The organism is Psychrobacter sp. ANT_H59 (genome assembly GCF_008369225.1).
Taxonomy (GTDB): Bacteria; Pseudomonadota; Gammaproteobacteria; order Pseudomonadales; family Moraxellaceae; genus Psychrobacter; species Psychrobacter cryohalolentis.
Genome location: NZ_VOBE01000001.1, coordinates 295,585 through 313,656, shown reverse-complemented (window position 1 = coordinate 313,656; position 18,072 = coordinate 295,585). Strand labels below are relative to the sequence as shown.

Genomic DNA, 18,072 nt, shown 5'->3' with positions numbered 1-18,072 from the left:
TCGGAAGTATGTTTTAACGGTGCTTATATTCCTCGATTTTCCGATAGAGTAGTCGTCATTGAGACGATACCCAAACCCTTTATAATGCTTTTGTATTTACTAAAGATGCTCATCCATCATAGGTAAATTAAAAAGTTCAAACCGCAAACAGATTAAGCCTGAGCAAGTCAGTAGTCAGATAGGCAGTCAGCTTATTCAATACAGTTATAACTCTCAGTATTGATGTAGGTATGATGATCATCATCGTATAAATTTTATTAACATGGTAATTAAGTACTCACTTAAGGGCAGCGCATTTGTGTGCAGTTATCCTTTAAGATACTGATTGTTAAGATTTTATGATTCGATTAAAGATAAAGCAGTTTTTTATCTTCCTTTTATTCTGACAGCTGAGCATTGCTATGATTCATTTTTATTTGAACGGTCAATATAAGCAATTAACTGACCTCAATCCGAATACCACGGTGCTTGAGTATTTGCGCTTGCACGAACGCCAGACTGATACCAAAGAAGGCTGCGGCAGTGGCGACTGCGGAGCCTGTACGGTGATGGCGCAGCGCTTACCTAGCAGTGGTGAAGATTCTTCTGATTTGCCTTTTTATACCCTTAACGCCTGTATTACGCTACTGTCATTGATGGATGGTCATCATATAATGACGTCAGCTTATATCGCGGACAATCCTGAACATCATCCAGAACGTGCTTTATTGCACCCAGCGCAGCAAGCAATGGTCGAATGCCATGGCTCGCAGTGCGGGTTTTGTACGCCTGGATTTGTGATGACGCTGGCCAGCACCTACGAGAATCATCGTCTGCAAGTCGCAAAGGGAACCATTAAAGATGATTTAAGCTACGATGATATCGTGGCTTCAATTGGTGGGAATCTTTGCCGTTGTACAGGCTATCGTCCGATTATCGAGGCTGGTTTGGCAATGAGTGAGATTGGTAGACAACGCGATGCTGATCAGACGATCGCCAAAGACTTGACCATCAGTTTAGCGACAGATGCGATGGCAAATAGCAGACAAACCGTTTCAAGCGAAATGGGCACTATTGAGCCTGCACTTACTCAAGGGTCACGTAAGTTATTCATTCCACAGTCTGTTGCTGAGCTCAATCAAGTGCTCGCTGCCCATCCAAAAGCGACCATTTGGGCAGGTGGTACGGACTTAGGTTTGAGTGTGACGCAACACTTGGTTGATCACGATATTATCGTACAACTGTCAGCGATTGACGAGCTAAAATCTTGGTCACTACAAGCGTTAAGCTTAAATACCGATGAGCAGTCTAAAGGCGATAGCGAAGTAGAGTCTTTAGTATTGGGTGCTGGCATGAGCTATAAGAGCATGCTGCCTGCGCTTGAACAGCATTTCCCTGCGTTTGCCAATTTGTTTGAACGTATTGCTTCTCCGCAAATCCGTAATATGGGCACTATCGGCGGTAACGTTGCTAACGCTTCACCGATTGGCGATTTGCCTCCCATTCTATTGGCATTAGATGCTCATATTCATCTGCGTCATTGTGCTGCTATTGACAATGCTATTAACAGCGCTACTGACAATATCAATGTTAATAATGTCCATTCAAATCAAGTATCTAGTATTGATGAAATCATTCCTTTATCTAAATTCTTTTTAGATTACAAAAAGACCAAACTACGTGCTGGTAGTTACGTGGTTGCCCTTCATATTCCGCTAATGCAAGATCATCAGTATCTCTATATTCATAAGATTAGTAAGCGTTACGAAGATGATATCTCAGCGTGCTTGCTTGCTGCGCGACTTGATTTGTCAGCGGATGGCATGACTATCCAAGATGCAAAATTTGGACTTGGCGGCATGGCGGCGATACCTTTATTGGCAGCAGAATGTCAGCAGGCACTAATTGGACAAGCAGTAAATGTTGCCAGTTTCGAGCAGGCAGCACAAAGGCTACCTAATGATGTCTCGCCGATGACCGATGTGAGAGCCAGCCGAGAGTATCGTATGCATGTGATGCAGCGGTTAATCATTAAGTGTGGCAAGCAATTGGTTGCTGATGTGCAAGCGGTAGATGCGTAAGGAAACATATAGTAAGTAAGCTCGGCAAGGGCTAAATAGACGGCCCTAGTGTTTGAACTTGCTTGATTATGCTAACTCACGTAACTTTCGCATCGCTAAAAGATACAGTCAAAACGCTATTGTTAGAGAGATAGGTTTTGCTAAAAATATAAGAGAGAGCCATTATGAGCCACCATTCTTCATTATTTGACAGCTACAGTACCCGCAGACAGCGTCCACCAAAAGACAAGATTGGCACCCAAGCCAAACATGACAGTGCTATTAGTCACGTTATGGGTACCGCCACTTATGTGGACGATATGCTAAAACCACAAAACACCCTGCATTTAGCAATTGGTAAAAGTGCTCACGCGCATGCTCGTGTATTGAATATGGATTTGAGCGCCGTACAAGCAGCGGACGGGGTCATCGATGTCATCACCTTTAAAGATTTACCAGCCAAGACTGATATCGGAGCAGTGTTTGATGGCGACCCACTCATGGTCGATCAGATCACAGAATATGTCGGTCAAACGCTATTTACGGTGGTTGCCACTAGTCACCGTGCAGCAAAAAAAGCCGTGCTCAAAGCCATTGTGGAATATGAGCCGCTGCCCGCAATCCTCACTATTGATGAGGCGCTAAAGCAAGAGCAGTTTGTACGTCCAAGTCACTTTATGACGCGCGGTGATGCTCAGGCTGAGCTTGAGAATGCACCTACTCGTATTGCAGGGCATATTCATATGCTGGGGCAAGAACATTTTTATTTGGAAGGGCAAGTATCTTATGTTGTTCCTTGCGATGATGGTGGGCTTGAAGTATATACTTCTTCACAGCATCCGAGTGAAGTGCAGCAGCTGGTCGCCGAAGTGGTCGATTTACCTTTTCATGCCGTGACGACAGTTGTGCGCCGAATGGGCGGCGGTTTTGGCGGTAAAGAAACGCAAGCTGCGGCATGGGCGTGTCTGTGCGGTATCATTGCCAAACGCCATAATGTGCCAGTGAGTATGCGCTTAGACCGTCAAGATGACATGGTCGTCACTGGTAAACGTCATGAATTTGCCAATCGCTACGATGTCGGTGTCAATGATGCTGGTCAAGTGCTTGGCGTTGATATGCAGCTATCAGGATTGTGTGGCTATTCACCAGATTTGTCCGATGCCATTGTCGATCGGGCGATGTTCCATTGTGACAACGCTTATTATTATCCAGCGGCTCAGATCGCTGGTCATCGCTGCAAGACACATACGGTATCTAATACCGCTTATCGAGGTTTTGGTGGCCCACAAGGTTTGCTGACCGCTGAATATATGATGGATGATATCGCCTACAGTTTGGGCAAAGATCCTCTGCAGGTACGTTTGGCAAATCTATATCAAAATGGTCAAAGCACCCATTATGGGCAGCCAATTGAGCATTTTGATTTGGCGACTATTATGCAGACGTTAGCTGATGATAACGATTATGCTAAGCGCCGTGAACAAATCACAGTCGCTAATCGAAAAGCTGAAGCCGAAGGTAGTGACAAACGTTTTGGTCTGGCTCTAACGCCGGTCAAATTTGGTATCTCATTTACGGTACAGACGCTAAACCAAGCAGGTGCTTTGGTTCATATCTATACCGACGGTACCATTCAAATCAATCACGGCGGTACTGAAATGGGGCAAGGGCTATATATTAAGATTGCCCAAATCGTTGCCAATGAATTCGATGTCGACTTGGATACCGTAAAAGTAACCGCAACTCGCACTGATAAAGTGCCAAATACTTCGCCAACAGCGGCGTCGTCAGGTACTGATATGAATGGTAAAGCCGCCCAAAATGCCTGTATTACTATTAGAGATCGCTTGGTTGAATTTGCTACTGAACATTTTGACGTAAGTGCAGAAGATGTCAAATTTGAGCGCAATCATGTCCATATCGGTGATAAAAAAACACTAACCTTTGCTGAAATGGTGTTACTCGCATATCAGCACCGCGTTAGCTTATCGTCTACTGGCTATTACAAAACACCAAAGATATTTTATGATCGCTCAAAAGCGTGGGGTCGCCCATTCTTTTACTTTGCTTTGGGTGCCTCTTGTTCTGAGGTTGAGATTGATATTTTAACGGGTGAATATAAAGTATTGCGCTGCGATATCTTGCATGATGTCGGGCAGTCGATTAATCCTGCAATTGATATCGGTCAGATTGAAGGCGGTTTTGTTCAAGGTATGGGCTGGCTTACTGCTGAAGAGTTGGTTTGGGATAAAAAAGGCAACCTTGCGTCAAACAGTGCCGCCAATTATAAAATTCCAACGGCGCATGACTTACCAAAACAATGGAGCGTCAAACTGTTCGAGCGTAAAAACGAAGAGCAGACTATTTATAACTCCAAAGCCGTTGGCGAACCGCCATTTATGCTAGCCGCTAGCGTTTGGTGCGCGATTAACAACGCGATTGCAAGCTTAGGTGATTACCAGAAAAACCCTGAGCTGACTATGCCGGCAACGCCAGAAGCAGTGCTCAAATCAGTAATGCGATTGCAGGGTCAAGCGTGGGAAATTGCTTCTAAAGCGGATACAGATACGATTACTAGCCTAACAGTAACCGATGATAATTGCGGTATTGATGATGATAAAGTCAAGCCGCAGCAAGTCGCACATGGTAAGGATATTAATCCAACAGAAGTCGAAGGTAAGCTAACGGATGATCAGCCTGAAGCGATACAAAATCCAAATGTATCAACGGCTCGCGGACCGGCACATAGTGAATAAGTCACTAATCACACCGATGCCACCAACAAAGTGGTATAACGGGCTAGCGCAATATCAGCAGCAAGGTATTGCGCATGTTTTAGCTACAGTCGTTGCAGTCAATGGCTCAGCACCTCGTGAGCTTCAATCAAAAATGATCGTGACGCTTGATGCATGCTGTGACACCTTAGGCGGCGGTAGCCTTGAACATGACGTGACGATAACCGCTAGGCAATTGCTAAATGGTGAAATTAATGGCACTGACGCTAGAAGCACGCAACCGTTAAAAGAAGGTAAGTCTGCAAAGGCGCAGGCAGTACGCCGCGATGCCGTTTACACCAAGCATTATCCATTGGGTGCTACGTTGGCTCAATGCTGCGGCGGTAGCGTCACGGTCATGTTTGAATGCTTTAATGTAACGCCGCCCATGTCATTACTGGTGTTTGGCGCAGGGCATGTAGCAGCTGCGCTAATGACCATTCTTGCCGAGCTACCTTGTCAAGTTGACTGGGTGGACAGCCGAGCTGAAATGTTTGAGCGTTATCTAACGCATAATCCGGATACTGTAGAGGGGCAAGTGACTTATCAGTTGCCTACTCACATTCGCCCGCATATTGATGAAGATCCAGTCGATTTTGTTCAACCGTTTGTTGCCAAGAGCATTGAAAGTGCCTTGATGAATGCGTCAACAAAAAAAGGCACTCAGTACTTTATATTGGTCATGACACATGATCACAGTCTTGATTTTGATTTGGTGCGTGCCGCGCTCGATGCTTATGTAAAAATTGGCATCGATAGCAGCTCATTACCTTATCTTGGCTGTATCAGCTCAGCGACCAAAGCCAAGCGTTTCAGAGATCGCCTGCTACAGCGTGACTACAATGAGCAAATAGTCGATAAATTGACCATGCCTATAGGACTTAATACTGGCGGAAAAGAGCCAATGGCAGTCGCGATCTCTATCGCGGCGCAAGTTATGCAGCTTTATCATGATTTATAACTAACATTCATCTTAATTAAAAATTTTTTAATTCTCTATTTATCTGTCTGCCTTAAATGCATTAAGACATCGTTCTTAGTTTCGTCAGCCATCATAAGATATAGGCTGCGCTCAGTAACTTTGTGCTTGTATTTCTTTGATTGTATTAGGGTAGACACATAATATGGATGAATTTTTAACCAAAATACTTATCTATTATTGTGAGATTTTTTTATGACCATACATATTTATCAAGCACAATTATTGCATTATTTAACGGAAGAGAATCTGGCGGCAAGAGCCAAGCATACCCATGTAGAGACGGCTGATTTAACCAATGATAGTTTAACCAATGCTGAGCGTCCTAGCATTACGGTGGTCGATAAAAACGTTACTTTGCTGCCAGTGGTGGCAGGCGTCAAGGTTTATCCTGAGTATATCGCCAATGGTGCTTTGGTGGTCGATGATGCGACTGGTCGCGTCGTAGATTATGGTAGCTGTGCGTCAATGATGTCGCAGTACGGCAACGCCAGTCGTCAAGAGGGTCAAGCGCCAGTACAGATTCATGATTATCAAGATAAGCTTATCATGCCAGGCTTTATTGACACCCATGTACATTATCCGCAAATAGATATGATTGCTGCGTTTGGCGAGCAATTACTTGATTGGTTGAACAATTATACCTTTGTGACCGAAGCCAATTTTGGTGATGCAAAGATTGCTGATGATACCGCAAAATTCTTTTTAAACCAGCTGCTTGCTAACGGCACAACAAGCGCCTTGGTATTTTCAACCAGCCATCCACAGTCAGTAGAATCATTCTTTAACGAAAGCTGCCGTCTGAATACTCGTATGATTACGGGTAACGTATTGATGGATCAAAACGCGCCTGAGCATCTGTGTGTACCAACAGAGCAGGGCATCCGTGATACACAAAATATCATCGATAAATGGCATGAGCGCGGACGTCAGCATGTGGCGATTACGCCAAGATTTGCCATTACCTCAACGCCAAAACAATTACAAATGACCGGTGAGCTGTATCGTAGTTATGATAGTGTTTATCTACAGACACATCTGGCTGAAAACCTTGATGAAATCGCTTTTGTACGTGAGCTTTATCCCAATCATAAAGATTATTTAGACGTTTATCATGATATGGGCTTACTTGGCAGATATACGACGTTGGCGCATGGCATTCATCTCTCGACATCAGAATATGAAGTGCTACGTGATACTGGCACCCAAATAGCCCATTGCCCGACGTCCAATTTATTTTTAGGCAGTGGACTGTTTGATTTGTCCAAAACCCTAAGCTATACCGGCGTTAGTATCGCAACCGACGTGGGCGCAGGTACTAGCTTATCGATGCTGACCACTTTATCAGAAGCCTATAAAGTTCAGCAATTACAGAGTAATCCGCTATCAGCGCATCAAGGCTTATATCAAATTACTTTAGGCAACGCGCAGTCATTGTTGTTAGACAATAAAATAGGTAACTTTATGCCAAATAAAGAAGCAGATTTTGTGGTGATAGATATGGGAGGCACTGATTTAATGGAGCGCCGTATGACACAGACCAAGTCGCTTGATGAGCAGTTATTTGTATTGATGATGTTAGGTGATGATAGGGTGATTAAAGAGACGATTATCGCTGGCGTGAGTCGTTATAAAAAAGCGGTTACTGCATAAAGGGAAGTATTAAAAGTATTTTTTTGCTTAAGTTAGAATGTTTACATAAAAATCAGCGCCTATTTATTAAGACATTTAAATCTTAGTAAATAGGCGCTGATGGTTTTTAAATAATGCTTAATAGCCAATATGCTATAAAAACTGGCTAATAACTATGGCATTACTCTGGATGATTCATCCATATCCAACCATTCTCTAACCATTCCATCACTTCATCAGGGTCAATCCCTTCCATATCGTCAAGGGTTAAATGCTCGCCATTAGATAAGCGTACCAGTAGTGCTATCGATGTTTCATGCAAATCATCTAGGCGTTGCCCATTGGCATATAAAACGATGTCATTATCCGCCTGGGTGTATAACAAACGATTGCTGTAATCTGCTTGCAACGTCGCGCCAGTTGCCAATGCTGCTATCATCTCATCAGTCGTCAGCGACTCTTCAGGGACAAGCACATCATATTGACGCTTGCTGACCACTTCAGACACGGCTTGGCGAATAATCGTATCACCGCGCTCAGATTGGAGCAGTTGTAATAATTGAGTTTTAATCGCCTCAATGCTGTCAGTCTTTAATGCCCCTGACGCTTGCATAGCTTGTGGTAATAACATCGGTATAAATAAAGCGCTGTCATTGGTCGCGACATCGGCAAGGCTGTCAATGATTTGCATCAAGTTTGGACGACGGCAGCCAAAGGAAAAGGTTAGGCAATCATCTTGCGCTACGCCAAAATGTGCTAATTTTGGTGGCACGTATAGCACATCACCGGCTTCTAAGATTTCATCAAAGATAATCTCGCCCATATCATCAAATAGACGTATCGGCTCATCGGCAACAAATTGGGTCTGCTCATCACAAAACTTACCTAACTGCCAGCGCCTAGAGCCAAACCCTTGCGCTAGAAATACATCGTAATCATCATAATGCTTGCCAACCGAGCCGCCTTTTGGCGCATAAGACACCATAATATCATCGCGCTGCCACTGCGGTATAAAATCAAGCGCCTGCCATAATGCGCCAAGTTCCGGCGACCATTGCTCAAGATTTTGTACCAGTACTGACCATTGCTCAGGTAAGTTATCAAAGTCGGCTTCAGTTAGTGGGTTCTTTTTAAGTTGCCATTGCGGCTGACCTTCTTGTTTGCTCGCAGCTTGAGTCAGTAGCCTTGCAGTAGCGTCTTCATCTATGGCTAAGCCTAAGATATCTTCCGGCTCAAACATACCAATTAATTGCGGTAAGCCTTGCTTAATCAAGAGGGGTTTTTTTTGCCAATAATCGCTTAAGAATTGCTCAGGAGTAATGGTATTCGGTAAACAAAGGGGGATAGAAGTCATGGATAAATCCGTATGGTTAACTGGTTATAAGATTAATAGAAATGATGGCTTTATAGGCAGGATTTATTAGTTTATGATTATTGCTTATCTGATGACTGTCATCAGAGCCTATAATTATTCTTAGGACATTTATGAAAAAATTGCATTTTATCGTTATTATTGCCAGTATGTTTTTGCTGCAAGCTTGTGTACATAAAATTGTTACTGTACCTGCTAAAATCGCTTATAAAACCACTAAAGGTGTGGTTAAAGGTACGGTCGCTGTGGGTAAAGCTATCATACCGGGCGATAGCAGTGATAAAGACGATAAAGAATAAAAACCTCACCCATCAACTATGTATTTTAAAAAATAATAGTGTTTAGAGTAAGGTTTTTATTAAGATATAAATGAGTGCTCATTTATATCTTTTTTTGCATTTGATAGAGATGAGCTGATTGCCAGTTAAATTTTAGCAATCCATTCTTTAATCGTGCGTGCTTGTTCAGCCGCATTACCAATATAAGTAGCAGGCGTCATTTCGCGCAAACTGTTTTTATCGCTTTCACTGACTGCCGATAATTCATCGCCATCAACAAAAGTAAGCATTGCTTCACGAGTCATGGCATTACCACGGGTAAGAGCTTTAAGCTTCTCGTATGGGTTTTCAACACGGTAGCGACGCATGACCGTTTGAATCGGCTCTGCCAACACTTCTTGTGCATTATCTAAGTCATCATTTAAACGTTGGGCATTTAATTCAAGTTTGCTGACGCCTTTGAGGCACGCATCATAAGCAATCATGCTTTGTGCTAGACCAACACCGATATTACGCAACACGGTAGAGTCAGACAAATCGCGCTGCATACGTGAAATCGGTAGCTTTTCACCCAAATGAGCAAGCATGGCATTAGCTACACCCAAATTACCTTCAGAGTTTTCAAAGTCAATCGGATTGACTTTATGCGGCATAGTAGAAGAACCCACTTCACCATCTTTTAGGCGCTGTTTAAAATAGCCTAAGCTAATATACTGCCAAATATCACGGTTAAAGTCGATTAGAATGGTATTAAAGCGTTTTACTGCGTCAAACAATTCAGCGATATAATCATGCGGCTCAATTTGCGTGGTATAAGGATTAAAGGTCAATTCTAAACGTTCATTAATGAATTTTTCAGCATGATTCTGCCAATCAACGTCAGGATATGAGGCGTAGTGAGCATTATAGTTGCCGACCGCACCATTGATTTTACCGAGCAACTCTACCTGACCGACTTGCTTAATTTGACGCGCTAGACGATAAGCAACGTTTGCCATCTCTTTACCTAGAGTCGTCGGGCTTGCCGTTTGACCATGAGTACGTGAAAGCATCGGTTGATCAGCATGGATAATTGCTAGATTAACGATGCTATCCGTTACTTCTTGCATTTTAGCAACGACGATTTCGCGGCTGTCTTTGAGCATAAGTGCGTAAGATAGGTTATTAATATCTTCACTGGTACAAGCAAAATGAATAAATTCTAATGAATCTTCAAGTGCTGCCTGACCACGGAATTTATCTTTAATAAAGTATTCAACCGCTTTTACATCATGGTTGGTCGTTGCTTCGATGTCTTTGATCGCTTGCGCGTCAGCTTCGCTAAAGTTATCTACGATAGCATTTAAAAACGCATTGGTATTGGTATCGAATTCTGCCAACTCACCAATCGCGCTATTATCAGCCAATGACTGTAACCAGCGAATCTCAACGGTCACACGCGCTTTAATCAGACCAAATTCTGATAAATAAGGGCGCAAGCTATCGGCTTTGGATGCATAGCGACCATCGATTGGGGAGAGTGCGGTAAGTAGATTCATATCATTGCCTCAAAAAGTTATTGAAATTACAGCTGGTTAAAAAAATGTAAAAAATGATTTAATCTGAAAAATCATCATGTATTAATTAGATTGCGTTGTACCGTACTTAGTATTGAAGTAAAAGTCGTAAGATGATTTTGCCGCTAGAGTAAATATTTTGGTTTTAATTACACCATTGTTACCGATAGCCACACTATCAGAAGCATAATCATTTGGCTTATAAAGTGGCGCAATCAGTTTTGAGTCGACCGTGGCCCCTTTTTCTCCCTTCTTTTGAAGCATATCTTGCATTATGAAGTTATCAATAGAAAGGTTGGCTCGATTGGTTGCCGTAATTTTATAGGCAATACAGTTTCTAGGCTCAATATTATCAATAGGTTTCGTACTAAAACCACTATTAGGGTTGTCAGCAGCGGTATTGCTAATATTGGGGTAATCAATAGTCGCCGGACAGCTATTTACATATTGGTATTTTATAAGTACTAGAGCAGCATTTTCAGCAGCGACTCTACCAAAATTATTGGTATCATAAAAATATTTGTTCGGCGCTAAATCCACTTGTTTTTTACTATTAGTAGTGCGAATAGGGTGTGTATTCGTACTGTTTTCTTCTGTCAAACAGACAGTATTTTTGCCGCTCAGATTGGCAATGGGCGTTCTAAGTTGATATTGCCCAACACCAGTCATAGGTAAATTTTCACTAGCGTAAACTATATCTGAGTTGTTGCAATCGACTAGTTTAATAGTACTGTTAGAAATTCCGCTTTCGGAGACGGTATCAAAAATACCGTTAAAGTAGCCAGAGTTATTGACTTGTGGATTGGTATTACCACCATTATCGTTAAATACTGTTCCTGAAAAAACATAATAGAGAGGTTCGCTTTCTACCCCGAAGCTGATCCATTCATTATAGGTTTCTCCAACCACATCCGCTTCAATAGCACTATTACCTCTCATGATGCCTTCGTAAGTTAAGGTGACAGTCTTGGCATTTTTAACCGCAAGAACATAGTTGCTGTCCGTATTAGAGATACCATAGCTGACGTAGCTGCTATTATTAGCTATGACGTCGTTTACGTTCAATGCCCGATAAGTCGTCTGATTATTGGGACTGGTAGAGGTTTCTTTTAGAATATTGGTAAAGGTGGGCATAGGGGGCAAGGTACCTCTTTTTTGACCAGATGCAAAAGATACTTGTCCACTACTATTGGTAGTAGGCGTAAACGAGCTACTATTACCACTACCGTTAAGCGCAGTGATTCCATAATAATATAAGCCGCTATCCCCACCATTTGAGCTATCGAAACGTAGCTGTGGCAAGGTAACCGTATTGTTAGAGCTAAAGCTATTTCCAGCCAGTTTTTTACCCATAAAATAATCACCCATGGCATTATAAAAATAGGGGACGTTTGGATTATTTCTGATGGTAGCTTGCGCAGGTGTAATAATTTGACTATTTTGGGTGAAGCTTAATGTTTGACGTGCAATCTCTGAGTTACCACCCATTGAATAGCTAGCTTGCCCAACTTTTATGGTATGTATAGAAGCATTGTCATCAGGAGTAATAGTAAAGGTGTACTTAAACTTATCTCTATCAATACTAGTATTAGAATCATTCCTGATTTCAATACCATTGGTGCGCGTACCACTAGCTGGTGTTATCTCAGCGCTATTGTTATAACCAATATTTTCATTGCGAACTAAAGTAAAACTACCGGTAGCACCAGAACCTGCTGCTACATATGTGCCAGAAGCAGTACCAGCCGAAGCATTAGAGCTGGTAACTGTAATACTACCCATATTTGTTGGTGCAGCCTGCAAATTAAATGACGCCGCCATAAAAGTAAGCGTAAGACCTCGCTTCGCCCATAACGAAAAAGAAGTTGGAAGAGTAAGTAAAACAAAAAAGCGAGCGGTCATTCAATATCCTAAAAACAAAGGCAAATCATTTTATTAATTAAGGATAAATGAGATGTCAAATTCCGCAAGGCGCATCAATAGTAGCAATCACGCCGCCGCCTAGACAAACTTCCTCAATATAAAATACCGCTGATTGACCAGGAGTAACGGCACGTTGTGGCTCATCAAATACCACTCGTACCTCACTACCATTTTCATTGTTAGCAAATACGGTACAAGCTTGGTCAGGCTGACGATAGCGCGATTTTGCCATACAACGTAAGCCATCTTCGCTAAATATATCTGCAGGCGGTAAACCATCGACCCAATCGAGCTTATAAGCATGCAGCTCATTACTCAGCATCATCGGATGCTCATGACCTTGTCCAACGATCAAACGATTGTTATCTAAGTCTTTTGCGAGCACAAACCATGGTTCTTCGGGACGATCTTTCACTCCGCCAATACCAATACCGCCGCGCTGCCCTAATGTATAGTACATAAGACCATCATGCGTACCGATAGTAATACCATCATCAGTGACGATATCGCCTTTTTGTGCCGGCAAATACTGCTGTAAAAAGTCTTTAAAACGGCGCTCGCCAATAAAACAAATACCAGTCGAATCCTTTTTATTGGCGGTAATAAGGTCATGCTCTTCAGCGATTTGACGAACGACTGGTTTTTCGAGCTCACCAACTGGGAACAGGGTTTTGGCAAGCTTGTCACCGCCAACCGCATGTAAGAAGTAGCTTTGATCTTTATTATTATCGAGCCCACGTAGCAATTGAGCCACTTCAATACCGTCATTATTCTTATAGTTCACACTGCGCCGCGTATAGTGACCAGTGGCAATGTAATCGGCACCAAGCGTTAATGCATAATCTAAGAATGCTTTAAACTTGATTTCTTTATTACATAAAATATCGGGATTTGGCGTGCGACCCGCTTTATATTCCGCTAAAAAATGCTCAAAGACGCGATCCCAATATTCCATGGCAAAGTTGGCGGTATGCAGTTTTATGCCAATTTTGTCGCACACCGCTTGCGCATCTGCTAAGTCATCCATCGCCGTACAATATTCGGTACCGTCATCTTCTTCCCAGTTCTTCATAAACAGACCTTCGACCAAAAAGCCTGCCTGCTGAAGCAATACGGCAGACACAGAAGAGTCGACTCCGCCTGACATGCCAACAATCACATGCTTAGTGCTAGGATCATTGATATCGGCAAGCGTTAGAGGGCGATGGGCGTCAAAAGAAGCAGAAGCTGATGTGTTAGAAGCGTTTGGTATGGCTGACATAAAGCGGCTCAACTATTTATACGTTCTCCAAAATACATATTGACGCCAAAATTATGCAATCACTACCATGCGTAGTCTCAGCAGAACGACGTCAGCTTATCTTTTGGATTGGGTATTATGATAAAATAAGCGTCATATTATACCAGTTAATTGAAACTGGTGGCGAGCTATGGCATCTTACTGGCGGTAAAATCGCTTTAAAAATTTAGATAATGGTTTTCAATTATCCTAATCACCATTAATTTACTTGGAATGATAATGATAAAAATTGGTCAAGGTATTGATGTTCATGCGTTTCATAATAATGGTCAACAGCAGCAATATGTGGTGCTGGCAGGTGTGCCTATTGATCATACGCACAGCTTACTTGCGCATTCTGATGGTGATGTAGTACTGCATGCACTTGCTGACGCTTTGCTTGGTGCCTTGGCACTTGGTGATATCGGGCAACATTTTCCAGATACCGATGCGGCAAATGCCGGTTTAGATTCACGCGTACTACTTCGTTATGTGTATGGCAAAGTTTTGGCCGCAGGTTATATGTTGGGTAATGCTGATATTACCGTAATGTGTGAGCGCCCAAAACTAGCACCACATAATTTAGCCATGCGCGCTAACATCGCTAGTGATTTGCAGACCGATGTGAGTAATGTCAGTGTTAAGGCAACCACCACTGAAAAATTGGGCTTTACCGGTCGGCAAGAGGGTATTATGGCCAATGCCGTGGTATTATTGGTGCCGAATGCGTCTGGCGTTTAATTCTCAATAGTATATCAGTGCGTATGATTATGGCTGTCAGCTTTCAAAACTGCTTGCAATATGGTTAAGATTGCCCCATGTAGCAGCCACATGATAAATTTAATGTTACCTGTCTTTTTTATAAATAGTTTTAATTAATAGGAGTTTTTATGAGTGAGCAAACCCCAAATACTGCTGCCAACGATATTGAACAACTGATTCGTAACCAAATCAAAGACAACAAAGTCATTCTGTATATGAAAGGCTCACCGCAGTTCCCACAGTGTGGTTTCTCTGCCAAAGCGATTGAAGTCTTGACACAAATTGGTCGCCCATTTGCTTTTGTCAATATCTTAGAAAATCCAGAAATCCGCGCAACGTTACCACAAATTGCTAATTGGCCAACTTTTCCGCAGCTATGGATTGATGGTGAATTGATGGGCGGATCAGACATCATTTTGCAAATGTATCAATCAGGCGAGCTTAAGCCTTTGGTTGAAGCAAATAGCCCAGCTGCTTAATATCGAGAGCACTTTATATCGACGTTTAATGCTTAAATATCTAAGTGGCATTAAGATGTTGATATAATTGACATTCGATCCTAAGTACCCAAATCCGAGTCGCCTTATTAAAGGTTGCTCGGATTTTTTATTTTTTAATATTGACAGTCAGCAAGTTCAATTGTTTTTGCCAACTTTATCCCCATATAACTCTTAATATCGATGTTCAATACCTCGAAACATTGAGAAACATTAAATCAATAATAAGAGAGTTTTATGACTAACGAATTAAATAGCCAAGCCACTCAAATACAAGATGCCGAGCAAGCTGCGATTGAAAAACGTCGCGAGCACTTAAAAAATGAATCCACGCGCATTATTGAAATCGCTGGCAATGAGCCACATTCAGCGCTGAAATGTATTCATCAGCTTAGCGTGGCAGGCGGCGCAACAGAAGCCACTTATATTGCGATTGAACAGCGTATTGTCGCGGATCAAGATGCTGCGGGCGCTTATCATTTGGCGTTATTGGCACAGAATACGCCAGATTTACCCATTGATGCGCGTCAACTTATTGAACTGGTCGTTAATAAAGGCGACAACCAGCAACGTTTGGCATTGCTAAAAAACTTGCCACTACCACCCGTTGAGACGATTAAACAGTATATATTGGCGAGTGATGATGGCGATGCTATCGGGCAGATGAATGCTTATTTACAGATTAACCCTGAAGGCTATGGCAGCCAACATATGCTGGCGAGTGGGCAGGCGGATCGTATTGTGCCGCTTAGTCCTGGCAAATAAGTCCTGACAAATAAACGTTGGGAATGAGCATTGGTAAATGCTATCAACGTTAATCAAAACTTCTTGATCGTTAATCTCAATAGTTTTTCGTATAACGTTTTTTAAATGATAAAAAATTGTTATAATTAGTGGTTATCTATTCAGCTAATAGCGGCTTGTTCTATATTCTAGTCGCTATTTCTTTTTTAAATTCGACTGACACTTATCTACCCAGTTCCTGTTATTAAATAATAGCCTGTCGCTAAGCATAGCGTGATCAGTCAAGTGAGGCATTACATGCAATACCCAAAAAATTACGACGTGGTGGTGATCGGTGGCGGTCATGCTGGCACAGAAGCTGCTTTGGCGGCCGCACGTATGGGCGCGCAAACCTTGCTGTTGACGCATAATATTGAAACGCTGGGGCAGATGAGCTGTAACCCTGCGATTGGTGGTATTGGTAAATCGCATTTGGTGCGTGAGATTGATGCACTTGGCGGCGCAATGGCACTGGCAACAGACAAATCTGGCATCCAGTTTCGAGTACTTAACAGTCGTAAGGGTGCCGCTGTACGAGCCACTCGAGCGCAAGCAGATCGTATTCTTTATAAAGCCGCCATTCGTCATACGCTAGAGAATCAGCCAAACCTTGATATCTTCCAACAAGCAGCCGATGATATTCTAGTTGAAAACGGTCGTGCCACAGCGGTTGTGACTGCTACTGGTATTATTTTTAATACGCAAACGGTCGTGTTAACCTCAGGTACGTTTCTAGGCGGGGTGATTCATATTGGTCTTGAGAGCTCAAAAGGTGGTCGCGCAGGCGATCAGCCTTCTATTAAGCTTGCTGATCGTTTACGTGAGCTGAAACTCCCTGTTGGTCGCTTAAAGACAGGTACGCCCGCCCGTATTGATGCGCGTAGTGTTGATTTTAGTGTGATGACGGTACAGCCGGGTGATACACCGCTACCAGTAATGAGTTATATGGGCGATGTGTCCATGCATCCTGAGCAGGTCAATTGCTATATAACTCATACCAATGCGCGCACGCATGATATCATCCGTGAAAACTTAGATCGCTCACCGATGTTCTCTGGCAAAATCGAAGGTGTTGGTCCACGTTATTGTCCATCTATTGAAGATAAGATTCACCGCTTTGCCGATAAAGACAGTCATCAGATCTTCATCGAGCCAGAAGGCTTGACTACGCATGAGCTATATCCAAACGGTATCTCAACCAGCTTGCCGTTTGATGTGCAGTTAGAATTTATTCATAGTATGAAAGGCTTAGAGAACGCGCATATTACCCGTCCAGGCTATGCGATTGAATACGATTATTTTGATCCGCAAAACCTAAAACCAACGCTTGAAACCAAATCGATTGACCGCTTATACTTTGCCGGTCAAATCAATGGTACAACTGGCTACGAAGAAGCAGGCGTACAGGGTTTATTAGCTGGTACCAATGCCGCTCTAGTCACTTGTGAAAACAATGAGTTTGATGTCTGGACACCACGCCGTGATGAAGCCTATCTTGGCGTGCTTGTCGATGATTTGATTACGCATGGCACGACCGAACCATACCGCATGTTTACCAGTCGTGCAGAGTATCGCTTATTGCTACGTGAAGACAATGCTGACCAACGTTTGACTGAAACCGGTCGTAAGCTTGGCTTAGTAGATGATGTGCGTTGGCAAGCGTATGAAGAAAAAATGGAAGCCATTGCTTCAGAAACCGCACGCCTCAAAGATATGTGGGCAACCCCTGCCAATGCATTGGGCAAAAAAGTCACAGAGCAAACGGGCGAGGTGCTATCCAAAGAGGCAACAGCTTTTGATTTGCTCAAGCGTCCGCAGATTCATTTTGCTGATATCGCTACCATCACTGATTCGAAAGTCGATGCCCAAGTGGGAGAGCAGATTGAAATTTCTGTCAAATATGCAGGCTATATTGATCGTCAGCAAGAAGATATTGATCAGATGAAGAGATTGGAGAATACAGCCCTACCAATAGATTTTGATTATAGTGTAGTATCTGGGTTGTCCAATGAGATTGTCCAAAAACTTGCGCAAGTCCGTCCGTCAACATTGGCTCAAGCGGGACGTATCAGTGGTGTCACACCGGCTGCTATCCAGCTACTAGCAATGACGGTCAAGAAACAGAAAAAAGTAAAAGCAGCATTAAACGCGTCATAACAATGTATCAATGACTTAAAAAATAGAAAAGCAAAAAGCCT

The 18,072-nt window shown here is 42.8% G+C and carries 13 protein-coding genes; 9 read left to right on the top strand and 4 right to left on the bottom strand.

All coding sequences use genetic code 11. The features are described 5' to 3' along the window. Window positions 1–401 precede the first annotated feature (401 nt). The 4 genes from FQ083_RS01215 (at window position 402) to guaD (ending at window position 7,445) form a co-directional block, all read left to right on the top strand. Window positions 402–2,060, top strand: a complete 1,659-nt coding sequence (locus FQ083_RS01215) for a xanthine dehydrogenase small subunit (protein WP_149408430.1) — start codon at window positions 402–404, stop codon at window positions 2,058–2,060. Window positions 2,061–2,224: 164 nt separating this feature from the next. Then, window positions 2,225–4,795, top strand: coding sequence for a xanthine dehydrogenase molybdopterin binding subunit (gene xdhB, locus FQ083_RS01210; RefSeq protein WP_149408428.1), 2,571 nt, complete (start codon window positions 2,225–2,227; stop codon window positions 4,793–4,795). Further along, window positions 4,788–5,774, top strand: a complete 987-nt coding sequence (gene xdhC / locus FQ083_RS01205; protein ID WP_262880813.1) for a xanthine dehydrogenase accessory protein XdhC — start codon at window positions 4,788–4,790, stop codon at window positions 5,772–5,774. Before xdhB ends, xdhC begins: the two co-directional genes overlap by 8 nt. A gap of 213 nt (window positions 5,775–5,987) precedes the next feature. Next, window positions 5,988–7,445: a guanine deaminase gene (guaD, locus tag FQ083_RS01200; RefSeq protein ID WP_262880812.1), complete on the top strand. Its 1,458-nt coding sequence runs from the start codon at window positions 5,988–5,990 to the stop codon at window positions 7,443–7,445. Window positions 7,446–7,605: 160 nt separating this feature from the next. Here the strand turns inward: guaD and FQ083_RS01195 are convergent, their stop codons facing one another. Then, window positions 7,606–8,778 (bottom strand): cupin domain-containing protein, encoded by a 1,173-nt coding sequence (locus FQ083_RS01195; RefSeq protein ID WP_149408426.1) that lies wholly within the window; start codon window positions 8,776–8,778, stop codon window positions 7,606–7,608. A 131-nt stretch (window positions 8,779–8,909) separates the two neighbouring features. On the opposite strand from FQ083_RS01195, the gene FQ083_RS01190 reads away from it, so the two are divergent. Then, window positions 8,910–9,095 (top strand): NF038104 family lipoprotein, encoded by a 186-nt coding sequence (locus tag FQ083_RS01190; protein ID WP_011513481.1) that lies wholly within the window; start codon window positions 8,910–8,912, stop codon window positions 9,093–9,095. A gap of 125 nt (window positions 9,096–9,220) precedes the next feature. Here the strand turns inward: FQ083_RS01190 and purB are convergent, their stop codons facing one another. From purB to mnmA, 3 genes are all read right to left on the bottom strand, one after another. Continuing rightward, window positions 9,221–10,612, bottom strand: coding sequence for an adenylosuccinate lyase (gene purB, locus FQ083_RS01185; protein WP_149408424.1), 1,392 nt, complete (start codon window positions 10,610–10,612; stop codon window positions 9,221–9,223). Window positions 10,613–10,693: 81 nt separating this feature from the next. Further along, the gene (locus tag FQ083_RS01180) at window positions 10,694–12,532 is read right to left on the bottom strand and encodes a hypothetical protein (protein WP_149408423.1); all 1,839 of its coding nucleotides are present in this window, start codon (window positions 12,530–12,532) and stop codon (window positions 10,694–10,696) included. Between the two features lie 55 nt (window positions 12,533–12,587). Continuing rightward, window positions 12,588–13,814, bottom strand: coding sequence for a tRNA 2-thiouridine(34) synthase MnmA (gene mnmA / locus FQ083_RS01175; protein WP_149408421.1), 1,227 nt, complete (start codon window positions 13,812–13,814; stop codon window positions 12,588–12,590). Between the two features lie 252 nt (window positions 13,815–14,066). Here mnmA and ispF point away from each other — a divergent pair, with 252 nt between their 5' ends. The 4 genes from ispF to mnmG all read left to right on the top strand — a co-directional run bounded on the left by ispF (window position 14,067) and on the right by mnmG (window position 18,031). After that, window positions 14,067–14,573, top strand: a complete 507-nt coding sequence (ispF, locus tag FQ083_RS01170) for a 2-C-methyl-D-erythritol 2,4-cyclodiphosphate synthase (RefSeq protein ID WP_149408420.1) — start codon at window positions 14,067–14,069, stop codon at window positions 14,571–14,573. A gap of 149 nt (window positions 14,574–14,722) precedes the next feature. After that, the gene (gene grxD / locus FQ083_RS01165) at window positions 14,723–15,073 is read left to right on the top strand and encodes a Grx4 family monothiol glutaredoxin (RefSeq protein WP_011280514.1); all 351 of its coding nucleotides are present in this window, start codon (window positions 14,723–14,725) and stop codon (window positions 15,071–15,073) included. Between the two features lie 255 nt (window positions 15,074–15,328). Then, window positions 15,329–15,856 carry a hypothetical protein gene (locus tag FQ083_RS01160; protein WP_149408418.1) on the top strand — a complete coding sequence of 176 codons (528 nt, stop codon included), beginning with the start codon at window positions 15,329–15,331 and terminating at the stop codon, window positions 15,854–15,856. Between the two features lie 276 nt (window positions 15,857–16,132). Further along, window positions 16,133–18,031 carry a tRNA uridine-5-carboxymethylaminomethyl(34) synthesis enzyme MnmG gene (gene mnmG / locus FQ083_RS01155; RefSeq protein ID WP_149408416.1) on the top strand — a complete coding sequence of 633 codons (1,899 nt, stop codon included), beginning with the start codon at window positions 16,133–16,135 and terminating at the stop codon, window positions 18,029–18,031. Window positions 18,032–18,072: the final 41 nt, after the last annotated feature.

Coding starts and splice junctions, on each gene's coding strand:
- FQ083_RS01190 (WP_011513481.1), top strand. CDS start 8,910: ATGAAAAAATTGCATTTTATCGTTATTATTGCCAGTATGTTTTTGCTG.
- FQ083_RS01160 (WP_149408418.1), top strand. CDS start 15,329: ATGACTAACGAATTAAATAGCCAAGCCACTCAAATACAAGATGCCGAG.
- mnmA (WP_149408421.1), bottom strand. CDS start 13,814: ATGTCAGCCATACCAAACGCTTCTAACACATCAGCTTCTGCTTCTTTT.
- ispF (WP_149408420.1), top strand. CDS start 14,067: ATGATAATGATAAAAATTGGTCAAGGTATTGATGTTCATGCGTTTCAT.
- grxD (WP_011280514.1), top strand. CDS start 14,723: ATGAGTGAGCAAACCCCAAATACTGCTGCCAACGATATTGAACAACTG.
- mnmG (WP_149408416.1), top strand. CDS start 16,133: ATGCAATACCCAAAAAATTACGACGTGGTGGTGATCGGTGGCGGTCAT.
- FQ083_RS01195 (WP_149408426.1), bottom strand. CDS start 8,778: ATGACTTCTATCCCCCTTTGTTTACCGAATACCATTACTCCTGAGCAA.
- guaD (WP_262880812.1), top strand. CDS start 5,988: ATGACCATACATATTTATCAAGCACAATTATTGCATTATTTAACGGAA.
- FQ083_RS01180 (WP_149408423.1), bottom strand. CDS start 12,532: ATGACCGCTCGCTTTTTTGTTTTACTTACTCTTCCAACTTCTTTTTCG.
- FQ083_RS01215 (WP_149408430.1), top strand. CDS start 402: ATGATTCATTTTTATTTGAACGGTCAATATAAGCAATTAACTGACCTC.
- purB (WP_149408424.1), bottom strand. CDS start 10,612: ATGAATCTACTTACCGCACTCTCCCCAATCGATGGTCGCTATGCATCC.
- xdhB (WP_149408428.1), top strand. CDS start 2,225: ATGAGCCACCATTCTTCATTATTTGACAGCTACAGTACCCGCAGACAG.